Raw genomic sequence first — 17,945 nt, 5'->3', positions numbered from 1 at the left:
ATTGGAGTATCTGTGGCAATCATGAAACAGCTTCGCTTGGCAATACTCGCGGCGGGTCTCGTCGCCGCGGCGTCCTTCGTTCCAGTCGCGTCGGTACAGGCGCAGGCATTGGCCGGCAATAGCGGCCAGACGGTGGACACCATCGCCGCAGTGGTCAACAACGGTGTCATCACGCAGCGCGAGCTCGACGAGCGGGTCGGTCTGATCGCGCACCGGCTGAACCAGCAGAACGCTCCGGTGCCGCCGACGGACCAGTTGCGCCAGCAGGTGCTCACGCAGATGGTGCTCGAGCGCATCCAGCTGCAGAAGGCCAAGGAAGACGGCATCACCATCGACGACGCGGCCGTGCAACGCACGCTCGAGCGTCTCGCGCAGGCGAACAACATGTCGCTGGCCATGTACCGCGCGCGCATCGAAGCGCAAGGCGTGCCCTGGACCACTTTCACGAGCGACGCGCGCACGGAGCTGACGCTGTCGCGTCTGCGCGAGAAGGAAGTGGACAGCAAGATCACGGTGACGGACGCCGAGGTCGCGAACTACATCGCCAGCCAGCGCGGTCCGGGCGCCGGCCAGACGAACGACCTGCACATGCAGCACATTTTCGTGAAGGCGCCGCTCAACGCCTCGGAGACCGACATCGAGGCGGCGCAGAAGAAGGCCGCGGCGCTGCTCGCCGAAGCGAAGGGCGGCGCGAATTTCGAAAAGCTCGCGAAAGCCAATTCGCAGGCGCCGGACGCGTCGAAGAACGGCGGCGATCTCGGCTTCCTCGAGCCGTCGAAGCTGCCGCCCGAGTTCGTGAAGGCCGCGTCGGCACTGCGTCCGGGTGAGATCGATCCGGATCTGATCCGCACCAACGACGGCTTCGAGATCGTGCGTCTGGTCGAGCGCCGTGCCGGCCAGGGCACCAGCGCGGACGCGCCGAAGCTCGTGCAGACGCACGTGCGCCATATTCTGCTGCGCGTCGGCGACGGTCAGTCCGAACCGCAGGCACGCCAGAAGCTGCTCGACATCCGCAACCAGATCGCCGCCGGCGGCGACTTCGCGAAGTTCGCGCGCACCTACTCGCAGGACGGCTCGGCCTCGCAAGGCGGTGACCTCGGCTGGGTCAGCCCGGGCGAGACGGTGCCCGAGTTCGAGCGCGCAATGAACTCGCTGCAGGACGGTCAGATCAGCGAACCGGTGCGCAGCGAATACGGCTACCACCTGATTCAGGTGCTCGGCCGCCGCGATGCGCAAGGCTCGATTGCGCAGCAGATGGATCTCGCGCGTCAGGCCATCGGCCAGCGCAAGGCGGAACAGGCGTATGCCGACTGGCTGCGCGAGCTGCGCGATACCGCGTACGTCGAAGTGAAGCCGGCCACGGCGAACGTGCAATAACAGAGCCAATGCGATGACGAGCGCTGCCCAGCCCACCCACCGTCCGCTGCAGATCGCGATCACGACCGGCGAACCCGCCGGCGTCGGTCCCGAGCTGACCGCGCAGGCGCTGGCCGGCGCGGCGGCGCACTGGCCTCAGGCGCAGTTCACCGTGCTCGGTGATGCGCAACTGCTCGCTGAGCGCGCGCGCGCGGTCGGCGTCGATTGGGCGGCGCTGCTCGCGCCAGGCCCGCGCGTGCGGCTCGAACATCACTCGCTCGGCGCACCAGCGCAGGCAGGCAAGCTCGACGCCGCGAACGGCCGTTATGTGCTCGATCTGCTCGATGCGGCGATCGACGGCGCGGTGGCCGGCAGGTTCGACGCGATCGTCACCGCGCCGCTGCAAAAAAGCACGATCAACGACGCCGGTGTGCCGTTTACCGGCCACACCGAATATCTGGCCGAGCGCACCCATACTCCGCGCGTCGTGATGATGCTCGCGGGCACCGGCAAGCGGCCGCTGCGCGTCGCGCTTGCGACCACGCATCTGCCGTTGAAGGACGTGTCGGCGGCTTTGACGATCGAAAGCCTCGTCGCGACGCTGCGCATCATCGATCACGACCTGCGTCACCACTTTGGTTTGCCCGCGCCGCGCATCCTCGTGACGGGGCTCAATCCGCACGCTGGCGAAAACGGCTATCTGGGTCGCGAGGAAATCGACGTGATCACGCCGGCGTTGCGGCAGGTGAACGGCGAGGGCGTCGACGCGCGTGGTCCGTATCCGGCCGACACGCTGTTCCAGCCGCGTTATCTCGACGAAGCCGACTGCGTGCTCGCGATGTTCCACGACCAGGGCCTGCCGGTGCTGAAATTCGCGACGTTCGGCGAAGGGATCAACGTGACGCTCGGCCTGCCGATCATCCGCACGTCGGTCGATCACGGCACCGCGCTCGATCTGGCCGGCACCGGCCGCGCCGACGCGGGTAGCCTGATGGCCGCGATCGACACGGCGGTGTCGATGGCGCAGCATCGTCGCGCGGGCTGAGGCGCGGGTAGCGTGGGCGGTCGCGGTGCTCGTGACGCGCCGCGTGGCGTCGTGTTTCCACCGTGACGTCTTTCATTCTCAAGCAGTTTTCTTTCTAGCGTTTCTCCGATGTCCACCAGCAGACAGCAAGGCCGGCACCAGGGCCATCTCGCGCGCAAGCGTTTCGGTCAGAACTTCCTGGTCGACATGGGCGTGATCGATTCGATCGTCGACGTGATCCGGCCGCAGCGCGGCGAGCGCATGGTCGAGATCGGGCCGGGCCTCGGCGCCCTGACCGAGCCGCTGATCGAGCGGCTCGCGACGCCTGAGACGCCGCTGCACGCGGTCGAACTCGACCGCGATCTGATCGGCCGTCTGAAGACGAAGTTCGGCAACCTGCTCGAACTGCACGCGGGCGACGCGCTCGAATTCGACTTCGGCTCGCTCGCGGCACCGGGCGACAAGGCGTCGCTGCGCATCGTCGGCAATCTGCCGTACAACATTTCGAGCCCGCTGCTGTTTCATCTTGCGACGTTCGCGGAGCGCGTGATCGATCAGCACTTCATGCTGCAGAACGAGGTGGTCGAGCGGATGGTGGCGGAGCCGGGCACGAAGGCGTTCAGTCGCCTGTCGGTGATGCTGCAGTACCGCTACGTGATCGACAAGCAACTCGACGTGCCGCCCGAGTCGTTCCAGCCGCCGCCGAAGGTCGATTCGGCGATCGTACGGATGATTCCGTACGAGCGGCACGAACTGCCGGTGGTCGACGAAAGCGTGCTCGGCGGGGTGGTGACGGCGGCGTTCTCGCAGCGTCGCAAGATGTTGCGCAACACGCTTGCCGCGCTGCGCGACACCGTCGATTTCGACGCGCTTGGCTTCGATCTGCAACGCCGCGCGGAGGACGTGCCGGTCGCCGAATACGTGAGTGTGGCGCAGGCGGTGGCGGCGCGCTCGGCCGCTGCGCCGGAATAGACTCGACGCTCGACGGCGGAGGGCGCCGCCGTCGAGCCCGCTTACCGTTTCGCCGGCGCGTTGACGAGCGCGATGCCGCTCAGCACCAGCAGCGCGGCGATCAGAAAGCGCGCGCTGAACGACTCGCCGAGCAGCAGCACGCCGAAGGTGACGCCGAACAGCGGCGTCAGAAACGAAAACACCGACAGCCTCGACGCGATGTAACGCGTCAACAGCCAGAACCACAACAGATAGCTGACGAACGCGACGATCACGGCTTGATACGCGAGGCTCGCGAGCGCGAGCGGCGTCACGCTTTCCACGCGCACCTCGCCGAGCCCCAGCGCCAGCGCGAGCAGCACCACCGCCGACACAGTCAGCTGATAGAACAGCGTCTTGCTCGCGCTCGTCCGCGCGAGCCGCGAGCCGCGCACGATCACCGTGGTCGCGGCCCACGCGATGCCGCCGAGCACGCCGAGCGCATCGCCGGCCGCGCCCGCGAGCGTCGAGCCGTGGGCCGCGCTTGCAGCCGTGCCCGCGTCCGGGTGCAGGAAGCCGTCCGCGAACGCGAGCGCCATCCCCGCGAACGCGACGCCGATGCCAAGCCACTGGATGCGCCGCATGCGTTCGCCATCGACGAACCAGTGCAGGCCGAGTGCCGTGAAACACGGCGCCGTGTACAGAAAGACCGCCATGCGCGACGCGCTCGTCAGCGTCAGGCCGAGAAAGATGCAGACGAACTCGGCCGCGAACAGCACGCCCGCGAGCAGGCCCGCGCCGAGCGTGCCGTCATCGCGAAAGAGCGGCGTGCCGCGCGAGCGTGCCCATGCCCACACGAGCAGCGCCGCGATCGTCGAGCGCAGTCCCGCCTGAAAGACCGGCGGCACCGCCGCATTGGTGGTCTTGATCGCGACTTGCTGCAGCCCCCAGATTGCGCACAGGCCGATCATCAACAGGATCGCGAAGCTATCCGGGGCGCGGCGCGCGGGCAAGGTGGTGGTCGTGCTCATGGCGGTGTGGTGAAGAGGTGGAGAGTGCGCGGCGAGCCGGTCGGTCCGGTGCGCGGCGAAAACGCCGAGCGTCAGTAGTCGGCGTTTTTTGATGGCGTCGGCACGAGACAAGATTGCCGGGCGAATTCGCCCGGCGTCAATTCGCCGGGTGCAACGTGAAGCCGGGCTGTGTTTTCATCGTTCTGGCTGACAGCGCGACTCGTGCTCGCCACCGGACGTTCAGTCGACTCGCCCCTTCTTCTGTATCAGCTCGACCTTGTACCCGTCCGGATCGGCGACGAAGGCGATGACAGTCGTGCCGTGTTTCATGGGCCCAGCTTCGCGTGTAACGACACCGCCGCGTTTCTTCACTTCTTCGCATGCCGCATAGGCGTCGGCGACTTCGAGGGCGATGTGACCGTAGCCGGTTCCGAGATCGTACTTGCTCGTGTCCCAGTTGTACGTCAGTTCGATCGCCGCGCCTTCGGATTCGTCCTCGTAACCGACGAATGCGAGGGTGAACTTCCCGTCCGGGTAGTCGTTCTTTCGAAGCAGGCGCATTCCTAGAACTTCGGTGTAGAACCGGATCGATGCGTCCAGATCACCGACTCGAAGCATGGTATGCAAGATCCGCATGAGGACTCCTTTGATAGTTTGTGGATAAATGCGTCGACCTGCGGCAATTGTAAATGATTGCCGTATAGCTTGAGCCCGAAGCCGCGCCGCCCGCCCGGCCCACTGCGGACTCGATGCGCATCGTGGAATTAGATCGGATCTATTTGAACAAAAAAGTATGGGCAATAAGGGTTTGTGTGCGGTTGCCGGTTTGATATTAGTGTCCAACACTCAGCATCAATCCGGTTTGTCAGATAGCAGTCTGATATATCGGACGATCGATGCGTGACCCGGCGATTCGTTGAGCGTGCAGACAGGCGCTGAAGCCGATTCGTCCGCTCCGGACCACTCTTCTCCGCTTAGGACCCTGCCATGAAGCTTGCCAAACGAGGCGCCCAAGCCGCCTTTCTGTTCGCTGTTGCTGGATTGCTCGCAATCACCGGCTGCACCAAGGTTGCCACGCCAGGGCAGAGCGCAGCGGCATCCCCCTCGACGCTTCAGGCCGTGCTGCAGCGAGGCACGCTGCGCGTCGGCGATTGCCTGACGTTCGCGCCGTTCGGGTTCTATAACAAGGACGGCCAACCAGACGGCTATGACGTGGACCTCGCGAAGGAACTCGCGAAGCAGATGGGCGTGAAGCTCGAGGTCGTGAATACCACGAGCGCGAACCGGATTCCGAATCTGCAGACCAGCAAAGTGGATGTCGTGTTCTGCAACTTCACGCGCAATCTGGAGCGCGCGAAGGTAATCGAATTCACGACCCCCTACGTGGTTGCCAGCGAAGCACTGCTGGTCAGAAAAAATAGTGGCGTTCAGTCGATCAAGGACATGGGCGGTCGCACGATTGCGACGGTCAAGGGCTCGACCAATGGCGATGAAGTGCGCTCGCTGAATATCCCGATCAAGATCCAGGAATACGACAGCTCGCAGGCCGCGATTCTTGCCGTCAAGCAGGGGCAGGCCGACGCGATGATCGAGGACAACAACTTTCTCGCGTATCAGGCCAAGCTCGATCCTGAACTTGCCGTCACGAACGAAGCGCTGGTCCCGCTCGAATACAACGCGTTCGGTGTCAAGGCCGGCGATCAGGAATGGCTCAACTACCTGAATCTGTTCCTCTTCAACGTCAATGCGTCGAAGCTCAACGCGCAGCTCTACAACAAGTGGTTCGGCACCGATCCGCGCTACCCGCTCAATCCGCAGTTTTGAGGAGCGGGAGATGCCGATATCTATTGAAACCCGAACGATGCGGAGGGTGAGATGAGTTACGAGTGGCTCACTCTGTGGGGCTACGTGCCCGAATTTTTGAGCGCGAGCTGGCTGACGTTGCAAGTGACCGTGCTGGCATTCGTACTGGCGCTAGTCCTCGGCTTGTTGACCGCGCTTGCCAGCGTTTCTCCGCTCGCGCCATTTCGGTTGATTGCTCGCGGCTACGTTGAAATCATCCGCAACACGCCTGTTCTCCTGCAGATTTTCATCGTTTTCTTCGGTCTGCCGTCGGCGGGTATTTCGCTCGACGCATACTGGGCGGGCGTCATTGCGCTCGGCGTCAACGTCGGTGCTTATCTATCGGAAGTGTTCCGCGCCGGCATACAGTCGGTGCCGCGCGGCCAACTCGAGGCCGCCGGCATTCTCGGTCTCGAACGCGCACAGATCTTCGTCGAGGTCGTGCTACCGCAGGCGACGCGCGCGGTCTATCCGGCCATCGTCAACTACCTGATCCAGTTGCTGCTCGGTACGTCGCTGCTGTCCGCCATTGCGTTGCCGGAGTTGACCGGCACTGCGACCGTGATCAACTCGCGGACGCTTCTCTACCTTCAGACGTTCAGCGTGACGCTCGTCGCGTATCTCGTGCTCAGTAACGTACTGTCCTGGCTTGCGGGCCAGCTCGGAGCGCGGATCTTTCATCCTCCCCTCGTCATGCCGGCGCGCACCGGTTTCGGGACCGGCTTTATGCGCCGGACGAAACGGGCCTGATTCCCGGATTGGAGTTGGATCATGTCAGTCGAATTGCTGAAAACCAGTTTCTCCATCCTGCTGCAGGGTCTGGTGACGACGCTGTTGCTTTCCATTGCGTCCATCGTGGGCAGCACGCTGATCGGCCTGTTCGCCGCCGTCTTGCGGTCGTTCGGACCGTGGGGCACAGTCCGCATTGCCAGACTCTATACGGAGCTGTTTCGCGGCACGCCGGTACTCATCACGCTGATGTTCATCTATTTCGGCGTGTCGTACTTCGGTTACGCGATCGACGTCTTCGCAGCCGGCGTCATCGGCTTGAGCGTCTATCAGGGCGCCTATATCGCCGAAATCTTCCGCTCAGGGATCGAGGCGGTACCCAAAGGTCAATGGGAGGTATCTCAGATCCTCGGCCTCACGCGGGCTCAGTCGTTCTCGTTCGTGGTGCTGCCTCAGACGGGAAAGATCGTGTTGCCGCCTCTCGTCGGTCAGTATCTGTCGCTCATCAAGGACACGTCGATCGTCAGCATGATCGGAATGTCCGAGTTGATGCATGGTGGCCAGGCCATCGTCGACCGGGTCGGAAAGCCCGTGGAAATCTACGGACTCGTCGCCCTCATTTACTTCGCCGTGTGCTTCCCGCTCTCGCAATGGGTGCGCCACCATGACCGCAGGAGATTGTCGTGAGTAACCAAAGCCAGATCAGACCCATCATTTCACTGACGGGCGTCAGCAAAGCATTCGGTTCGACTCGGGTGTTGAACGAAATCAATCTCGAGGTTCGCTCGGGCGAAGTGCTGGTGCTCATTGGCGCGTCCGGCTCGGGTAAGAGCACGGTCTTGCGAATCATGGCGGGATTGGAGACCACCGATTCCGGCGAGGTCTGGGTCAACGATGTGCCCATGCACGATCCGCGCCGAGCGCGAGAGATTCGTGGCCATGTCGGCATGGTCTTCCAGCAGTTCAATCTGTTTCCTCACAAGACCGCGCTCGGCAATGTCACGCTCGCGCTTATCAAGGCACGCCGCATGAGTCCGGACGACGCGCGCAAGCGCGCCATGGACACACTCGACCGTGTCGGGCTCGCGGACCGCGCGGCACACTATCCAAGCCAGTTGTCGGGCGGTCAGCAGCAACGCGTGGCGATTGCGCGAGCGCTCGCGGTCGAGCCCGGCATCATGTTCTTCGACGAGGCGACGTCCGCGCTGGATCCGGAACTGGTCGGCGAGGTCACCGAGGTGATGCGTGGGCTCGCGCGCGACGGCATGACGATGGTCGTCGTCACGCATGAAATGGGCTTTGCCCGCAAGACCGCCGATCGCGTGGTCTTCATGGACAAGGGCGTCATCGCCGAGCAGGGCGATCCGGAACAGATCTTCGTCAATCCCGCGAACGAACGCACGCGGCAGTTTCTGCACAGAGTTCTCGACCATTGACCTGTCGCGGCCTGAAAGTCGCTTTCGCGGGTCTGCCGCGCGATAAACTCACGTCGCTTGAAAGACAACCGGTCGGATGAACGCTTTACGGAGTGAACGCATGGCTGTAACAGAATCGTCTCGGGCGAGAGGCGTGGATCGCGTCATCGCGATGTTCCGGCAATTGCACGTCGCCCAACGCCCGCTGACCATGCGCGAATTAATCGAGGCGACCGGCGCGCCGCGTTCGAGCATTTACGAGCTGGTCGCGATTCTCGCGGAAGTGGGCTGGCTCGAGACGGCCGCGGATGGGAGCGTGTTCTTCGGGCGCGAGATGCACTACTACGGGTCCGACTATGCAACGCACAACGATCTGATTAGCCGCGCGCATCAATCCATTCTGGCATTGGTACGGAAGTACGACGAGACCACGCAGCTGTGCATGCTGGAAGGCAACAAGTACACGGTCGTGTTATCCGAGAACAGTGCCCGGCCATTCAACATCAGTTCGGACATCGGCGTGAGAGTGCCGATTCCGTGGACCGCCACGGGACGTCTGCTGCTAGGTCACCTGAATGCCGACGAGATTCGCGCGCTCATTCCGGCCGAAGATTTCATCCTCGACAACGGGGTGAATATCGAATTCGGCGAATTCCTGAACGACGTGCAGGCCGCAAAAGAACGAGGCTACTGCTGCACCGAAGGACTCTCGAACGCGTTCAGGCTTTGTATGGCAGCGCCGATTCGCGACCGTGCGGGACTGCCGATTGCGGCGCTGTGTTTCATGACCGGCCGCGACACGAGCCCGGACAGGCGCGGCGTGATGCTCGACGATCTGTTGCAGTCCGCGAAAGCGCTCTCGCCTAGATAGCGCCCGGCCTCAAAGCGTCGGCAACAGCTCCGGCGGATGCGACTTCAGTGTCTGTCGCGCCTCGCGAAATTCCGGAAAAATCGATTCGACCGTCTGCCAGAAGCGCGGACTGTGATTCATCTCGCGCAGATGCGACAGTTCGTGCGCGACGACGTAGTCGATGATCGACAGCGGAAAGTGGATGAGCCGCCAGTTCAGGCGGATTTTGCCGTCGCTCGAACAACTGCCCCAGCGTGTTGCCGCCGAAGACAAGGCATACGCGCGATAGTTGACGCCCAGCTTCTGCGCGTAGATCGCCAGACGCTCGCCGAACAGCCGCTTCGCTTCTCCTTGCAGCCAGCCCTGCACGCGATCCTTGATCTGCTGCGGGTCGGCTTGCAACGGCAGCGGCAATTGCAGCGCGCCGCGCTCGGCGCTGAACGCGAGCATGCCTTGCGGCGCGCCGAGCGTCACGCGCACCGGCTGACCGAGGTAGGGCACTTCGGCGCCGTCTTGCCAGTCGATCTTCGGCAATGCACGCTGCTCGACGCGCGTTTGCCATTCGATCAGCTTCGTAAAAATCCAACGCTGTTTTTCGGTGATCGCGGTTTCGATATCGGCGAGCGTGACCCAGCGCGGCGCGGTGATCATGAGGCCGGTGCTGTCGATCGCAAAGCCGATCGAGCGGCGCGCGGAACGCTTGAGCGCGTAATGCAGCGTGCGTGAACCGATGGCGAGACTGCGCAGCTTGCTGCCGTCCGGCGCGAGCGGCGCGACGGGCGGCCGGGCCGGCGCTGAGCCAGATGAACCCGGCGCGGAAGGTGAAGGAGACGACGACGTCGACCCCGGCTCGGCGAAGAGCGGGAGATCGAGCTGCCGGTTTTCGAGCGCCGCGGCGGGCTGCGGCGTGGGAGACTTCTGCATCGGCTTCGCTTCGCGCAATACGCCTTCGGAGTTCGAGGGCGTGGCGCGTCAGATGGGCGCGGCGGCGGAATCGTTAGCCGCCGCGCTGTAGGCAGTCGGATCGATGCGGCGCATCTCGGCTTCGATCCACTGCTCGACGCGCGTGTTCACTTCGTCGGGCGTGAGCCCCGTCGTGTCGATCGGCTTGCCAATCGACACCGTGACTATACCCGGATATTTAAGAAACGAGTTGCGCGGCCACACGCGGCCCGCGTTGTGCGCGATCGGCACGACGGGGGCACCGCTCGCGATCGCGAAGCGCGCGCCGCCGGTCTTGTACTTGCCCTGCTTGCCGGTCGGCGTGCGGGTGCCTTCCGGAAACATGATGACCCATGCGCCTTCGGCCATGCGGGCCTTGCCCTGGTTCGTGACCGATACGAACGCGTATTTGCCTTCCTTGCGGTTGATGTGAACCATCTTCAGCATGCCGAGCGCCCAGCCGAAGAATGGCACATACAAGAGCTCGCGCTTGAACACGTAGCACAGCGGGCGCGGCATGATCGCCGGAAACGCGAGCGTTTCCCACGCCGACTGATGCTTCGACAGCAGCACGGCCGGGCCGTTGGGCAGATTCTCGAAACCTTCGATGCGGTAGCGGATGCCGTTCAGGTAGCGCACCGTCCACAGCGTCAGACGACACCAGCCGGCCGCCATCCAGTAGCGGTTTTCCGCGCGCAGGAACGGAAACGCGATGAAGCACGCGGTCGCGTACGGCACCGTGAACACAACGAAATAAATCAGCAGCAGCAGGGAACGGATAAAGCGCATCGGCGTGGTCGGTGGGGGGTGGGAGCGCGGTGCGCGCGTTTATTCCTGAGCGTCGGCGAGAAAGTCGAGCGCGAACGCGCGCAGGTCGTCGTGCACGATCGTGCCTTCGGGCAAGCCGCCCGCGGCGAGGGTCTTGCGGCCCTTGCCGGTCAGCACCAGATGCACCGGGTGACCGAGCGCAGCGCCCGCCTGCAGATCGCGCAGAGAATCGCCGACCGTCGGCGTATGCGCCGGATCGACCTCGAATCGCTCGGTGATCATCTTCAGCATGCCGGGCTTCGGCTTGCGGCATTCGCAGTGATCTTCCGCCGTGTGCGGGCAGAAGAACACCGCTTCGATGCGCGCGCCGACCGCTGCCGCCATCCGGTGCATCTTCAGATGCATCGCGTTCAACGCATCCATGTCGAACAGGCCGCGGCCGATGCCCGACTGGTTCGTCGCGACTGCGACGCGATAGCCGGCGTGGTTCAGGCGTGCGATCGCTTCCAGCGAGCCGGGCAGCGCGACCCATTCGTCCGGCGACTTGATGAACGCGTCGGAGTCGACGTTGATCACACCGTCGCGGTCGAGGATCACCACTTTCTTGATCGGCATGGCGCGGTGCTCAGGCGGCGAGTCGGGAAATATCGGCGACGCAGTTCATCTGCTGATGCAGCGCGCCGAGCAGAGCCAGACGGTTCGCGCGCAACGCGGGGTCGTCGGCGTTGACCATCACGTCGTTGAAGAACGTGTCCACCGGTTCGCGCAGCGCGGCCAGCGCCGTCAGCGCGCCGGTGTAGTCGCGCACGGCCAGTTGCGATTGCACGCGCGGCGTGACCTGTTCGAGCTGCGCGTTGAGCGCCTTCTCCGCTGCCTCGGTGAGCAAGCCGGGCTGCACGCCGCCATTCGTTACGCCTTCCGACTTCTTCAGGATGTTCGAGATACGCTTGTTGGCCGCCGCGAGCGACGCCGCTTCGGCGAGTGACGCGAACTCGCGCACCGCGTCGAGGCGCGCGACGAGGTCGTCGAGCCGCGTCGGGCTCAGCGCGAGCACCGCGTCGATTTCGCTGGCCGCGTAGCCGCGTTCGCGCAGCAGGCCGCGCAGGCGGTCCATGCTGAACTCGTAGATCGCGTCGGTCGAATCGGCGACGTTCGGCACGCCGGCGAATTGCGCATAAGCGATGCGCAGCAGCTCGACGAAGTCGACGTTCAACTGTTTCTCGACCAGAATGCGCAGCACGCCGAGCGCATGACGGCGCAGCGCGAACGGGTCTTTCTCGCCGGTGGGCTGCAGGCCGATGCCCCAGATGCCGACCAGCGTTTCGAGCTTGTCGGCGAGCGCGACGACGGTGCCGGTCGCGGTGGTGGGCAAGGCGTCGCCCGAGAAGCGCGGCTGGTAGTGTTCCGAGCATGCGAGCGCGACTTCTTCCGGCTCGCCGTCGTGGCGCGCGTAGTACGTGCCCATCGTGCCTTGCAGCTCGGGGAATTCGCCGACCATGTCGGTGATCAGGTCGGCTTTCGCGAGGCGCGCGGCGCGCGTCGCGAGCGCGACGTTGGCGCCGGTCAGTGCGGCGATCGCGCCGGCCAGCCCTTCGAGCCGCTCTACGCGTTGCAGCGCCGAGCCGAGCTTGTTGTGATAAACGACGTTCGCGAGCAGTGGCACGCGATCCGCGAGCGGCTTCTTCTTGTCTTGCGTGAAGAAGAACTTCGCATCGGCGAGACGCGGACGCACCACGCGCTCATTGCCTTCGACGATCTCGACCGGCGTCGCCGTCTCGATGTTCGACACGATCAGGAAGCGCGAGCGCAGCTTGCCGTTCGCATCGGTCAGCGCGAAGTACTTCTGGTTCGTCTGCATCGTCAGGATCAGGCATTCCTGCGGCACTTGCAGGAATTCGTCCTCGAAGCGGCACTCATAGACGACCGGCCATTCGACCAGCGACGTCACTTCGTCGAGCAGCGCTTCGGGCATCACGACCTTGTCGTCACCGGCTTGCGCGAGCAGTTGCGAGCGGATCGCTTCCTTGCGCTTCGCGAAGCTCGCGATCACGCGGCCCCTGTGTTCGAGCGTTTCGGCATACGACTGCGCGTGCTGGATCTGCACGAAGCCTTCGGACAGGAAGCGGTGGCCGAGCGTGGTGTCGTCGGCGTCGATGCCGAGCACGCTGACCGGCACGACCTCTTCGCCGTGCAGCGTGGTCAGTCGATGCACCGGGCGCACGAACTGCACGCTCGAACCGTCCGGGCGCTGATACGTCATCGGCTTTGCGATCGGCAGCTTCGCGAGCGTTTCGTCGAGCGCGCCCTGCAGGCCGTCGGCGAGCGTCGCGCCCGGCGCCGCGTAGCGCAGGAAGAACGCTTCGGCTTTACCGTCCTGGGCGCGTTCGAGGTCGTTCACCGTGAAGTCGGGGAAGCCGAGCGCGGCGAGTTTCTTCGCGAGCGGCGCGGTGGGCTGGCCGTCTTTATCGAGCGCGACGGAAACGGGCAGCACTTTTTCGCGCACGTGTCTTTCCGGCGCGACCGCGCGCACGTTGTGAATCGTCACCGCGAGACGACGCGGCGTAGCAAAGCGTTCGAACGACGGCTCGCCTTCGATCAGGTCGCGCGCCGCGAGGCGCTGCGCAATACCTTCGGCGAAGGCGTCGCCGAGACGGGCGAGCGCCTTCGGCGGCAGCTCTTCGGTCAGCAGCTCGACGAGCAGGGTAGCGTGTTGAGATTGAGTCATTGGTTGAAGTTCTCGTCAGTCCTGGTCGATCTTGCGTTCGACTTTCAGCGGCGGCGCCCACGCGGGCATCGCGGCTTCCTGCTCGTCGGTGGTGAGGCCGGGCACGCCGTGCACCGGATTGCCGAGCATCGGGAAGCCGAGCTTTTCGCGCGAGTCGTAGTAGGCCTGCGCGACCACACGCGACAGCGCGCGAATCCGGCCGATGTACGCCGCGCGTTCCGTGACCGAAATCGCGCCGCGCGCGTCGAGCAGGTTGAACGTGTGGCCGGCCTTCAGCACGAACTCATAGGCGGGCAGCGCGATCTGCGCATCGATCATGCGCTTCGCTTCCGCTTCGTAGCTGTTGAAGAACGTGAACAGCAGATCGACGTTCGCGTGCTCGAAGTTGTAGGTGGACTGCTCGACCTCGTTCTGGTGATACACGTCGCCGTAGGTCAGGCGGCGCAGTTCGGGGCCGTTCGGGCCTTGTTCTTCCCACTCGGTCCAGACGAGGTCGTAGACGTTCTCGACCTTCTGCAGATACATCGCGAGGCGCTCGAGTCCGTAGGTGATTTCGCCGAGCACCGGCTTGCAGTCGAGACCGCCGACCTGCTGGAAGTACGTGAACTGCGTCACTTCCATGCCGTTCAGCCACACTTCCCAGCCCAGCCCCCATGCGCCGAGCGTCGGGTTTTCCCAGTCGTCCTCGACGAAACGCACGTCGTTCTGCTTCAGGTCGAAGCCGAGCGCTTCGAGCGAGCCGAGGTACAGGTCGAGAATGTTTTCCGGCGCGGGCTTGAGCACCACCTGATACTGGTAATAGTGCTGCAGACGGTTCGGATTCTCGCCGTAGCGGCCATCTTTCGGGCGGCGCGACGGCTGCACGTAGGCGGCGCGCCACGGCTCGGGGCCGATCGCGCGCAGGAACGTATGGACGTGGGACGTGCCCGCGCCGACTTCCATGTCGATCGGCTGGAGCAACGCGCAGCCCTGCTTGTCCCAGTAGGACTGCAAGGTCAGGATGATTTGCTGAAACGTGAGCATGAAGTGCCTTTCGGGCATGGGGCCATGCCGCGTGCGCCTAAGCGCGCGAGGGGGCCGTGGAGCGAAGTGCTAAACCCGAGATTTTAACGGAAAGGAAGGGGGGCGGCCCGTTTTGCGGGGTCGGACGGGCCGCGATGCGGTTTTTGGGCGACAGGCGACGCGGCAAGGGCCGCGCGCACGTTCAGCTCGCCGCCAGCTCCGCCTTCGGCGAAAACGAATCGCTTTGCGCGATCGGCCAGTACGTCTCGAACAGGGTATAGCGATAGTTGCCGTTGAGCAGGTCGTTCGGTTCGAGATATTTGAGCAGATCCGACATCAGCCGCACCTCATGCGAGGACACGCGCCGCACGATGTGATGCGCGCGCAACTCAGCCGGATGCCGGAGCCCGGCGGCCTGGATGATTTCCTGCAACGCGTGCAGCGTGTTGTGGTGGAAGTTGAACACGCGATCGGCCTTGTCCGGCACCACCAGCGCGCGCTGGCGCACCGGGTCCTGGGTCGCGACGCCGGTCGGGCAGCGGCCGGTATGGCAGGTCTGCGCCTGGATGCAGCCGACCGCGAACATGAAGCCGCGCGCCGCGTTGACCCAGTCCGCGCCGATCGCGAGCGTCTTCGCGATATCGAACGCGGTGATCATCTTGCCGCTCGCGCCGATGCGGATGCGTTGCCGCAGACCGATGCCGACCAGCGTGTTGTGCACGAGCAGCAGCCCCTCCTGCAACGGCACGCCGACGTGATCGGTGAATTCGAGCGGTGCCGCGCCGGTGCCGCCTTCCGCGCCGTCCACGACGATGAAGTCCGGCAGAATGCCCGTTTCCAGCATCGCCTTCGCGATGCCGAAGAATTCCCACGGATGCCCGATGCACAGCTTGAAGCCGGTCGGCTTGCCGCCCGACAGCGTGCGCAGCCGCTCGACGAATTCGAGCAGCTCGCGCGGCGTCGAGAACTCGGAGTGCGTCGCCGGCGAGATGCAGTCGCGGCCCATCGGCACGCCGCGCGTCTCGGCGATTTCGGGCGTGATCTTCGCGCCCGGCAGCACGCCGCCGTGACCGGGCTTCGCGCCTTGCGACAGCTTCACCTCGATCATCTTCACCTGCGGTTCGGCGGCCTGCTTCGCGAACTTCCCGGCGTTGAAGGTGCCGTCGTCGTTACGGCATCCAAAATAGCCAGACGCGATTTCCCAGATGATGTCGCCGCCATGTTCGCGATGATATTTCGACATCGAACCTTCGCCGGTGTCGTGCGCGAAGTTGCCTTTCTTCGCGCCGAGGTTCAGCGCCATGATCGCATTGGCCGATAGCGAGCCGAAGCTCATCGCCGATACGTTGAAGATCGACATCGAATACGGCTGCGCGCGATCGGGGCCGACGACGATGCGAAAGTCGTGACCATCGAGCGTGGTCGGCGCGAGCGAGTGGCTGATCCATTCGTGCGCGACCGCCTTCACGTCGATCCGCGTGCCGTATGGGCGGCTGTCGACATCGTTCTTCGAGCGCTGATAGACGATGCTGCGCTGCGCGCGCGAGAACGGCTTCTCGTCGGTATCGTCTTCGACGAAATACTGACGGATCTCCGGGCGGATGGATTCGAAAATGAAACGCAGGTGGCCCCACAGCGGGTAATTGCGCAGGATTGCATGGCGCTGTTGGCTCAGGTCGAACACGCCGAGCGCGACGAGCGCGGCCGGCACGATGATCCAGAACCACGACAGGCGATGCGTCGCGGCGAGCGCGGCACATACCGCGGTGAGGGCGATTGCGCACCACATGGCCAGATAGCGTCGAGAAAACATGGGGACTCCAGTGCAGTGAAGATCATTGCGGCCGCATCGTCCGCGCGGGAGCGCGGGCGGTATCGGTCGCGAAGGAAAACCGGCGGTTGCGGGTCACGCTGCGACGCGGACCGGCGAAGCCCGAAGATAAGGCCTGCGAATGGAAGCCAGGCGTCGCACGCGAAGGTGAAGTGTGTGTGAATGCGCGCCAGGCGGGGGAAACATGGTGAACGGCGCGAACCTGTCGGAATGGTACGACCCGCCGCGCCCGCCGTTATGCATCGCTCAACGCGCGCCGAGCAGAGCCGCTTTTTGCCGCGGGGTTTGCGGCTCGTCCTGCGCCTGGCCTTGCGGCTGCTTTGGCTTGTGCGCCTGCTTGCGGCGCTGCGCGCGGGTTTGCTTCGGCGCCTGATCCTGCGGCAGCTCGGCCGGTTGCCCGGTCATCGCGCGTTCGATGATGCCGCCGCCGAGGCACACGTCGCCGTCATAGAGCACCGCCGATTGGCCCGGCGTGACGGCCCATTGCGCGGCGTCGAAGCTCAGTTCGAAGAGGCCTTCGCCCGAACCGCCTCCCGCCGAGGCGTTGAACCTGCACGCCGCGTCGGCCTGGCGGTAGCGCGTCTTCGCGCCGCACGCGAAGCCGTCGGCCGGCGGCTCGCCCGCGACCCAGCTCGTGTTGCCCGCCCACAGCGTATGGCACAGCAGCCACGGATGGTCGTGTCCCTGCGCGACGTACAGCGTATTCGTCGGAATATCCTTGCCGGCGGCGAACCAGGGCTCGCCGCTGCCGTCCTTGCTGCCGCCGAGACCGATGCCCTTGCGCTGGCCGAACGTGTAGAACGCGAGGCCGATGTGCTCGCCGACGATCTTGCCGTCGGTGGTCTTCATCGGCCCTGGTTTGGTCGGCAGATAGCGGTTCAGGAAGTCGCGGAACGGCCGCTCGCCGATGAAACAGATGCCGGTCGAATCCTTCTTCTTCGCGTTCGGCAGGCCGATCTGCGCGGCGATCTCGCGGACCTTCGTCTTGGGAATTTCGCCGAGCGGGAACAGTGTTTTCGACAGCTGCGCCTGGTTCAGCCGATGCAGGAAGTACGACTGATCCTTCGTATGGTCGAGCGCCTTCAGCAGCTCGAAGCGGCCATCGTTCTCGCGCACGCGCGCGTAGTGGCCGGTCGCGATCGTTTCCGCGCCGAGCGACATCGCGTGATCGAGGAAGGCCTTGAACTTGATCTCGGCGTTGCACAGCACGTCCGGGTTCGGCGTGCGGCCAGCCGAATATTCGCGCAGGAATTCGGCGAACACGCGGTCCTTGTACTCGGCGGCGAAGTTGACCGCCTCGACGTCGATGCCGATCAGGTCCGCCACCGACACCACGTCGATCCAGTCCTGGCGCGTCGAGCAGTATTCGCTGTCGTCGTCGTCTTCCCAGTTCTTCATGAACAGGCCGACCACGTCGTAGCCCTGTTCCTTTAGCAGCCACGCGGTGACCGACGAATCGACGCCGCCCGACATGCCCACTACGACTTTGCGCTTGCTCATAAGGTACTCACTGGGTGCTGC

General features: G+C 64.4%; 17 protein-coding genes. 8 read left to right on the top strand and 9 right to left on the bottom strand.

The window, feature by feature from the left end; all coding sequences use genetic code 11:
• The first annotated feature begins 12 nt into the window (after positions 1-12).
• From HDG37_RS33570 to rsmA, 3 genes are all read left to right on the top strand, one after another.
• Positions 13-1,377 (top strand): peptidylprolyl isomerase, encoded by a 1,365-nt coding sequence (locus HDG37_RS33570; RefSeq protein ID WP_184055163.1) that lies wholly within the window; start codon positions 13-15, stop codon positions 1,375-1,377.
• A gap of 13 nt (positions 1,378-1,390) precedes the next feature.
• Positions 1,391-2,401 (top strand): 4-hydroxythreonine-4-phosphate dehydrogenase PdxA, encoded by a 1,011-nt coding sequence (gene pdxA, locus HDG37_RS33565; protein WP_184034617.1) that lies wholly within the window; start codon positions 1,391-1,393, stop codon positions 2,399-2,401.
• A gap of 108 nt (positions 2,402-2,509) precedes the next feature.
• Positions 2,510-3,352, top strand: coding sequence for a 16S rRNA (adenine(1518)-N(6)/adenine(1519)-N(6))-dimethyltransferase RsmA (gene rsmA, locus HDG37_RS33560; protein ID WP_184034614.1), 843 nt, complete (start codon positions 2,510-2,512; stop codon positions 3,350-3,352).
• A 41-nt stretch (positions 3,353-3,393) separates the two neighbouring features.
• Here rsmA and HDG37_RS33555 read toward each other — a convergent pair whose 3' ends face one another.
• Both HDG37_RS33555 and gloA read right to left on the bottom strand, forming a co-directional pair.
• Positions 3,394-4,341, bottom strand: a complete 948-nt coding sequence (locus HDG37_RS33555) for a DMT family transporter (RefSeq protein ID WP_184055161.1) — start codon at positions 4,339-4,341, stop codon at positions 3,394-3,396.
• 219 nt (positions 4,342-4,560) lie between these two features.
• Positions 4,561-4,956, bottom strand: a complete 396-nt coding sequence (gloA, locus tag HDG37_RS33550) for a lactoylglutathione lyase (RefSeq protein ID WP_184055159.1) — start codon at positions 4,954-4,956, stop codon at positions 4,561-4,563.
• Between the two features lie 351 nt (positions 4,957-5,307).
• Between gloA and HDG37_RS33545 the strand changes: the two genes are divergently transcribed.
• The 5 genes from HDG37_RS33545 (at position 5,308) to HDG37_RS33525 (ending at position 9,177) form a co-directional block, all read left to right on the top strand.
• The gene (locus HDG37_RS33545; protein WP_184034601.1) at positions 5,308-6,144 is read left to right on the top strand and encodes a transporter substrate-binding domain-containing protein; all 837 of its coding nucleotides are present in this window, start codon (positions 5,308-5,310) and stop codon (positions 6,142-6,144) included.
• Between the two features lie 51 nt (positions 6,145-6,195).
• Positions 6,196-6,912, top strand: a complete 717-nt coding sequence (locus HDG37_RS33540) for an amino acid ABC transporter permease (RefSeq protein WP_018419424.1) — start codon at positions 6,196-6,198, stop codon at positions 6,910-6,912.
• A 21-nt stretch (positions 6,913-6,933) separates the two neighbouring features.
• Positions 6,934-7,578 carry an amino acid ABC transporter permease gene (locus tag HDG37_RS33535; protein WP_184055157.1) on the top strand — a complete coding sequence of 215 codons (645 nt, stop codon included), beginning with the start codon at positions 6,934-6,936 and terminating at the stop codon, positions 7,576-7,578.
• Positions 7,575-8,327, top strand: a complete 753-nt coding sequence (locus tag HDG37_RS33530) for an amino acid ABC transporter ATP-binding protein (RefSeq protein ID WP_311541738.1) — start codon at positions 7,575-7,577, stop codon at positions 8,325-8,327. Before HDG37_RS33535 ends, HDG37_RS33530 begins: the two co-directional genes overlap by 4 nt.
• 100 nt (positions 8,328-8,427) lie before the next feature.
• Entirely contained in the window at positions 8,428-9,177 is a 750-nt protein-coding gene (locus HDG37_RS33525; protein ID WP_184055154.1) for an IclR family transcriptional regulator, read from the top strand.
• A 9-nt stretch (positions 9,178-9,186) separates the two neighbouring features.
• Here the strand turns inward: HDG37_RS33525 and HDG37_RS33520 are convergent, their stop codons facing one another.
• The 7 genes from HDG37_RS33520 to mnmA all read right to left on the bottom strand — a co-directional run bounded on the left by HDG37_RS33520 (position 9,187) and on the right by mnmA (position 17,924).
• Positions 9,187-10,080: a M48 family metallopeptidase gene (locus tag HDG37_RS33520; protein ID WP_184055152.1), complete on the bottom strand. Its 894-nt coding sequence runs from the start codon at positions 10,078-10,080 to the stop codon at positions 9,187-9,189.
• Positions 10,081-10,128: 48 nt separating this feature from the next.
• Entirely contained in the window at positions 10,129-10,887 is a 759-nt protein-coding gene (locus HDG37_RS33515) for a 1-acyl-sn-glycerol-3-phosphate acyltransferase (protein WP_090803045.1), read from the bottom strand.
• Positions 10,888-10,926: 39 nt separating this feature from the next.
• Complete coding sequence (gene gmhB / locus HDG37_RS33510) at positions 10,927-11,481, bottom strand: D-glycero-beta-D-manno-heptose 1,7-bisphosphate 7-phosphatase (protein ID WP_090803046.1); 555 nt, start codon at positions 11,479-11,481, stop codon at positions 10,927-10,929.
• A 10-nt stretch (positions 11,482-11,491) separates the two neighbouring features.
• The gene (gene glyS, locus HDG37_RS33505) at positions 11,492-13,591 is read right to left on the bottom strand and encodes a glycine--tRNA ligase subunit beta (protein WP_184055150.1); all 2,100 of its coding nucleotides are present in this window, start codon (positions 13,589-13,591) and stop codon (positions 11,492-11,494) included.
• 15 nt (positions 13,592-13,606) lie between these two features.
• Positions 13,607-14,614 (bottom strand): glycine--tRNA ligase subunit alpha, encoded by a 1,008-nt coding sequence (gene glyQ / locus HDG37_RS33500; RefSeq protein WP_184055208.1) that lies wholly within the window; start codon positions 14,612-14,614, stop codon positions 13,607-13,609.
• 181 nt (positions 14,615-14,795) lie between these two features.
• On the bottom strand, positions 14,796-16,406 hold the full coding sequence (locus tag HDG37_RS33495; RefSeq protein WP_184055148.1) for an FMN-binding glutamate synthase family protein: 1,611 nt from the start codon (positions 16,404-16,406) through the stop codon (positions 14,796-14,798).
• 264 nt (positions 16,407-16,670) lie between these two features.
• Positions 16,671-17,924 carry a tRNA 2-thiouridine(34) synthase MnmA gene (gene mnmA / locus HDG37_RS33490; protein WP_184055146.1) on the bottom strand — a complete coding sequence of 418 codons (1,254 nt, stop codon included), beginning with the start codon at positions 17,922-17,924 and terminating at the stop codon, positions 16,671-16,673.
• Between the last annotated feature and the right edge of the window lie 21 nt (positions 17,925-17,945).

The organism is Paraburkholderia sp. MM5384-R2, assembly GCF_014201025.1.
Lineage (GTDB): Bacteria > Pseudomonadota > Gammaproteobacteria > Burkholderiales > Burkholderiaceae > Paraburkholderia > Paraburkholderia tuberum.
The sequence above is the reverse complement of the archived record's forward strand: the minus strand, read 5'-3'. Positions and strand labels throughout refer to the sequence as shown.

Excerpts from the sequence above, each read along its gene's own strand:
- pdxA (WP_184034617.1), top strand. The coding sequence starts at position 1,391 with ATGACGAGCGCTGCCCAGCCCACCCACCGTCCGCTGCAGATCGCGATC.
- rsmA (WP_184034614.1), top strand. The coding sequence starts at position 2,510 with ATGTCCACCAGCAGACAGCAAGGCCGGCACCAGGGCCATCTCGCGCGC.
- HDG37_RS33555 (WP_184055161.1), bottom strand. The coding sequence starts at position 4,341 with ATGAGCACGACCACCACCTTGCCCGCGCGCCGCGCCCCGGATAGCTTC.
- gloA (WP_184055159.1), bottom strand. The coding sequence starts at position 4,956 with ATGCGGATCTTGCATACCATGCTTCGAGTCGGTGATCTGGACGCATCG.
- HDG37_RS33545 (WP_184034601.1), top strand. The coding sequence starts at position 5,308 with ATGAAGCTTGCCAAACGAGGCGCCCAAGCCGCCTTTCTGTTCGCTGTT.
- HDG37_RS33540 (WP_018419424.1), top strand. The coding sequence starts at position 6,196 with ATGAGTTACGAGTGGCTCACTCTGTGGGGCTACGTGCCCGAATTTTTG.
- HDG37_RS33535 (WP_184055157.1), top strand. The coding sequence starts at position 6,934 with ATGTCAGTCGAATTGCTGAAAACCAGTTTCTCCATCCTGCTGCAGGGT.
- HDG37_RS33525 (WP_184055154.1), top strand. The coding sequence starts at position 8,428 with ATGGCTGTAACAGAATCGTCTCGGGCGAGAGGCGTGGATCGCGTCATC.
- HDG37_RS33520 (WP_184055152.1), bottom strand. The coding sequence starts at position 10,080 with ATGCAGAAGTCTCCCACGCCGCAGCCCGCCGCGGCGCTCGAAAACCGG.
- HDG37_RS33515 (WP_090803045.1), bottom strand. The coding sequence starts at position 10,887 with ATGCGCTTTATCCGTTCCCTGCTGCTGCTGATTTATTTCGTTGTGTTC.
- gmhB (WP_090803046.1), bottom strand. The coding sequence starts at position 11,481 with ATGCCGATCAAGAAAGTGGTGATCCTCGACCGCGACGGTGTGATCAAC.
- glyS (WP_184055150.1), bottom strand. The coding sequence starts at position 13,591 with ATGACTCAATCTCAACACGCTACCCTGCTCGTCGAGCTGCTGACCGAA.
- glyQ (WP_184055208.1), bottom strand. The coding sequence starts at position 14,614 with ATGCTCACGTTTCAGCAAATCATCCTGACCTTGCAGTCCTACTGGGAC.
- HDG37_RS33495 (WP_184055148.1), bottom strand. The coding sequence starts at position 16,406 with ATGTTTTCTCGACGCTATCTGGCCATGTGGTGCGCAATCGCCCTCACC.
- mnmA (WP_184055146.1), bottom strand. The coding sequence starts at position 17,924 with ATGAGCAAGCGCAAAGTCGTAGTGGGCATGTCGGGCGGCGTCGATTCG.